The sequence below is a fragment of the Rhodococcus sp. T7 genome (assembly GCF_009872365.1).
Taxonomy (GTDB): Bacteria; Actinomycetota; Actinomycetes; order Mycobacteriales; family Mycobacteriaceae; genus Rhodococcus_F.
The window spans coordinates 637,371-641,745 of sequence record NZ_WXYH01000389.1; the positions used below are offsets into that span (position 1 = coordinate 637,371).

A 4,375-nucleotide genomic window follows, 5' to 3' on the forward strand; every position below is an offset into this window, starting at 1 on the left:
CGACGACGCCGACAACACCAGGCCCGCACCTCCCACTACCGACGCCGCGGCCACCTCCCATAAGTGCCGTTGCAGTACTAGGCGGTCATCGCCGACGGTGTCTGCGATGCCGTCAGCTTCGGGTCCGCATTCATCGCCAACCCGGATTTGCCCGAGCGCTTCGAGGCCAGGGCGGAACTCAACAAGCCGAACCGCGCCGCATATTACCTCGGCCCCAACAGAGATCCGGCGAACGGGTACACCGACTATCCCAGGATGCGGGAGAAGGCTGCTCCGCCGGCAACCGCCGGTCGAGACTGTTGAACACGTACGGGTAGAATCTGGCCGGGAGAGCGGCGTTCCGCTCTCCCGGCCAGTCAGGTTCCGAGGTCTACGACAACAATTGAAGCAGCCAGGGCATTGCAACGCCTTCAGCACCCCGCGCCAGCCAGATCACCCGCCGAGTCGACCCCTGATGTCGGCGATCTCGGCGGCGATCGCCTGGTCGATTCCGGCCTCGACCTCCGAACTGCCCACAACGGCACCGATGGTACCGTCGACAAAGCTTCGTTCGTCGACCGGGGAGGCGACCGTGCGACGATGCGTGAACTCGTCGAAACCGACCTTTCCGTGGTATGCACCGTACCCTGACCCGCCGACACCACCGAAGGGCGCACCCGCAACCGCCTGATGGGCGAAGGTGTCGTTCCGCGTCACACCTCCGGAGTTGGTGCGGTGCAGAAAGTTCCGAAAATCGTCAGTGTCCTCGCCGTACCAGTATGCGCCGAGGGGGGTGGGCCGGGCGTTGATGTAGGAGACGACCTCGGCCACATCGTCGTAGGGGTAGACGGCGATGACCGGTCCGAATATCTCCTCGCTTGAGATGGTCGCATTCTCCGGAACGTCGACGAGGATCGTCGGCGGTATCAGCCTGCTCTCCCGCGAGGGCAGCTGGTCTGCCTCCGTCGGGGTGGCGATCTGCACCTTTGTTGCGCCCTTGGCCACCGCATCGTCGATGAGTGCGACAATCCGATCGTAGTTGCGCCCGTTCACGATGCTCACCACGCCCGGGTTGTCCAGATAAGAAGGAAAGGCCCTCCGGAACGCCCCTTCGAGCTTCGCGACAAACAGGTCGTGCTGTCCACGCGGAACGAACACGTAGTCGGGACACAGGCAGACCTGACCACTGTTCATCATGCGTCCGATCGCGACGCGATGGGCTGCCAGATCAAGATCGACGTCATCTGCGACAACAACGGGGTTCTTTCCGCCCAACTCAAGGGTCAAGGGCACCAAGTTCTTTCCGGCCGCAGCCGCGACCGCCCTACCGACGGCCGGGGATCCGGTCAGGACGAGGTGGTCGAGTTGCAACTCGGAGAACGCTTGTGCAGTGCGCAGATCGCCGACGACCACCGCCACCTCGTCTTCGCCGAAGTACCTGGCCACCGCGTCACGAAACACCTTCCCGGTCCGCCGGTGGAACTCCGGGAACTTCATGATTACCCGATTGCCGGCTCCCAATGCCGCGAAAGCCGGCTGGATGGTCAGGGTGATGGGAAAGTTCCAGGCACCCATCACACCGACGACCCCCTTCGGCTTCTGGTCGATGACGGCGGGTACCGGACCGTCGAGTGGAATCGACCTCATCCATTTCTCGAGATTGTCACGCGTTTCCTTGGCATCCCCGACCCAGGCCATCAGGTCGAACAGCTTTGTCAGCCCCACTGGCCGCGTGCCATAGTCCTGATTCAGCGCCTCGGCGAGGTCGTCGGCGGCTTCGAGAACGGCCAACATCAGGCGGTCGATGCGGCGGCGCCGTGTCTCGGCGCTCGGCGGGCCTTCGCGGAGGAAGGCCGCGCGCTGTGCGGCGACCATCCGTTGGAGCTCCTCGCGGCTGATATGCTCTGTGGCCGCGTCGTGCGACGCTGCAATGGTCATTGGTGAGGGTCCTGTCTTCTCGGTCCCATCGGTGTCACCGATGGATGACGCTGCTTTCACGGTCGGATTTGACTGGTTGGAAATCACTCGACGTCGACGAGCAGTCGGGTGAGCCTCAGAGTCGCTATCTTCCATTCCCCGCCCACCCTCCGGTAGGTCTCGTGATAATGGCCGTATCCACGCATCGTTCGAAATGGCGCGTCCGCAACGGCCCGCAAAACGTCGGTCATGGCCCATGTCCCCCGTGCTTCATCCGACGAGAGAATCTCTATTTCCGGCAGAAAGCCCTGATGTGCACTGACCATTCCCAGCATGCTTTTGCTGATCAACTCGACTGCGGCGTCGCGACCGGTCAGCGCCGGCTCATCATAGACGGTGCCGGGTCTGGTTGCCTCGGCTCCGCCTCGCACGTCGAACAGAACATCCTCGGTGAAGACAGTTCGGTAGGACTCCCAGTCCCTGGTGTCCATGAACCGGAAGTACCTGGCTTTGAGCTGCTTGATCTGTTCAATGTCGTCCATCGATTTCACTCCGCCCGGTCAGAATGCGTCGAGCGCGTCGTAATCGTCGATTGCCGCGCCGATACGCCGGAGCATTTCGAATGTCAATTCTTCACGCTGCATAGGGGCCATGTCGTCGGTCGGGACCAGCGTGATCGTCCAGAATGCGAGTGTGGTGAACAGTTGTTGACGAATGTTGAGCAGAGCGTCGTCGAAGGAGAGATCGGAAACTCCTCTTTCGGCCATCAACTCGAGGTACAGCCGTAGCAGATCCAGTTGCCACTCACGACGCTGCTCGACGGTGAGTGCCGTTGTCGTCGCATAGACGAAATCGCGGCTCCAGTGCCCCACGGTGGTGATCTGCCAGTCCGTTAGCCCCATGCCGCCGTCGTTTCGAATGTACCAGTTCTTGAAATGCACATCGCTGTGAAGGAGAGTCTGCGGGAGTTCGTCGTGACGGGCGACCGACTTCTGGGTCGCCGGCCAGACCTCCGATCGACGCGCGAACAAGCCGGGCGACAGCACCGACTCGGCTCGGACAAATCCGGAGTCGCATGCCTCTGCGAATCCGGGAGTCGACGTCAGGTCCGTCCAGAATGCCGGCCAACTCTTGAAGGGCAGGGATTCGGTTCCCAGCTCCGCACTGCCGTAGAACCGGGAGTGCAGTTTGGCCAGTAGCCGCACCATGTCTTCGGCCTGCGCCCGTGTCAGGATCGTCCGCTCGTCGGGGAACTGCGCCGTGTCCGCGAGATCTTCCATCATGATCAGGTAGGCAAATGTCTTCGGATCGAACCCCGCGTACCACACCTTCGGTACTTCGATGTCGAGTTGGCTCCTCACGTTGGTGTAGAACTCGGCCTCTGCACGCGCGACGTCGAGAACCGCAAGGATGACGCGGTTCTGTAACTGCTCGGCAGCCTTGCAGAACACGCTTGCGGGCAGCCCGGCTCGGATGCCCGCGTCATTGTATGTCAGTGAAACTCGTCGCCGGTTCGACGACCCGTCGTCACGCGGGCCGAGTTCGAACGAGAGCACGGCCGCGTCCGGTACGTCCCGGCACAGCACCGCGGTCAGCCACTCTGGCGTCAGCGCCTGGTATGTCGTTGGGATTTCGTGAAACTCGGTGACCAAACGATCGTGGTCGGCCTCGTAAGCCTTCGTCACCTCGTCCATGAAGACCTTCGTCGTGTGGCCTACTGATGTTTGATTCATGTCATGTCCTGTTCTGCTTGCTTGGGGGCCGCCGTGACAACAGCGGGCTCGAGGCATCGACGAGTACGGCGCCTTCACGACTGAGCGTCGTTTCCAGTCGATCGGCCAGGAAAGGAAAGTGGGGGTTGGCGCACAGTGCCGGCGCATGGATCGAATTGCACTGACACGCCTGGGAATTAATCACTCCACCACACCAATATTTTTCAGACTGTCTGACTCAATATAGGTGATGCTGGTCACGCCGTCAACGGTTGAACGCTTACCGTGTCCGGAACGAACGCGTCCGACTCCGGGACATTCTTCGACCTCGGAATCGAGGCCGTACACGTTACTCGGCATTACCGCATGCCAGCACGCCTTTTCGTGAAATCGTGTGCCCATCAGTTGCGGAAGGCCGGCCAGAAGGGAGGTGGTCGTGGCAAATCAACTGTGTGCGTTCGTCCGGCAGATCAGCATGGAGGAGAGTTGCGGCTGCAGAAGATCAGTCGCCTCACCAAGGACCCGGTCAAGCTGCAGTGCGATCGTGGTGTTGATGTCCGCTCTCAGCATCAGACTGTCAAGGACATCACGTCGCTGTTGCGGGTCGACGCCGACTATGTCCGCGGCGTCATCCATGCGTTCAACGAGCACGGACCCGAGGCCCTGAACCCAAAATGGAGCGGGGGACGCCCTAGAGCGTGTCTGCTATTTGCGGACACGGTGATGAATAACAATCGCGCCGAGGAGTACGCCACCGAGGAAGGTGG

4 protein-coding genes are annotated in these 4,375 nt (G+C 61.4%); 1 reads left to right on the forward strand and 3 read right to left on the reverse strand.

Translation table 11 applies throughout. From position 1 onward, the window contains the following. Positions 1-432: 432 nt before the first annotated feature. The 3 genes from MLGJGCBP_RS46980 to MLGJGCBP_RS46990 all read right to left on the reverse strand — a co-directional run bounded on the left by MLGJGCBP_RS46980 (position 433) and on the right by MLGJGCBP_RS46990 (position 3,629). A complete protein-coding gene (locus MLGJGCBP_RS46980; protein ID WP_201453091.1) occupies positions 433-1,917 on the reverse strand; it encodes an aldehyde dehydrogenase family protein in 1,485 nt (494 codons plus the stop codon). 83 nt (positions 1,918-2,000) lie between these two features. Then, on the reverse strand, positions 2,001-2,438 hold the full coding sequence (locus tag MLGJGCBP_RS46985; protein ID WP_160096972.1) for a nuclear transport factor 2 family protein: 438 nt from the start codon (positions 2,436-2,438) through the stop codon (positions 2,001-2,003). Positions 2,439-2,456: 18 nt separating this feature from the next. After that, positions 2,457-3,629: a phosphotransferase gene (locus tag MLGJGCBP_RS46990; RefSeq protein WP_160096974.1), complete on the reverse strand. Its 1,173-nt coding sequence runs from the start codon at positions 3,627-3,629 to the stop codon at positions 2,457-2,459. A 465-nt stretch (positions 3,630-4,094) separates the two neighbouring features. Between MLGJGCBP_RS46990 and MLGJGCBP_RS46995 the strand changes: the two genes are divergently transcribed. Continuing rightward, positions 4,095-4,375 (forward strand): helix-turn-helix domain-containing protein (locus MLGJGCBP_RS46995; protein ID WP_160096976.1); only part of this gene is annotated, 281 nt, incomplete at its 3' end.

What these genes read in the sequence shown, in the direction of transcription:
- MLGJGCBP_RS46980 (WP_201453091.1), bottom strand. Translation starts at nt 1,917, where the DNA reads ATGACCATTGCAGCGTCGCACGACGCGGCCACAGAGCATATCAGCCGC.
- MLGJGCBP_RS46985 (WP_160096972.1), bottom strand. Translation starts at nt 2,438, where the DNA reads ATGGACGACATTGAACAGATCAAGCAGCTCAAAGCCAGGTACTTCCGG.
- MLGJGCBP_RS46990 (WP_160096974.1), bottom strand. Translation starts at nt 3,629, where the DNA reads ATGAATCAAACATCAGTAGGCCACACGACGAAGGTCTTCATGGACGAG.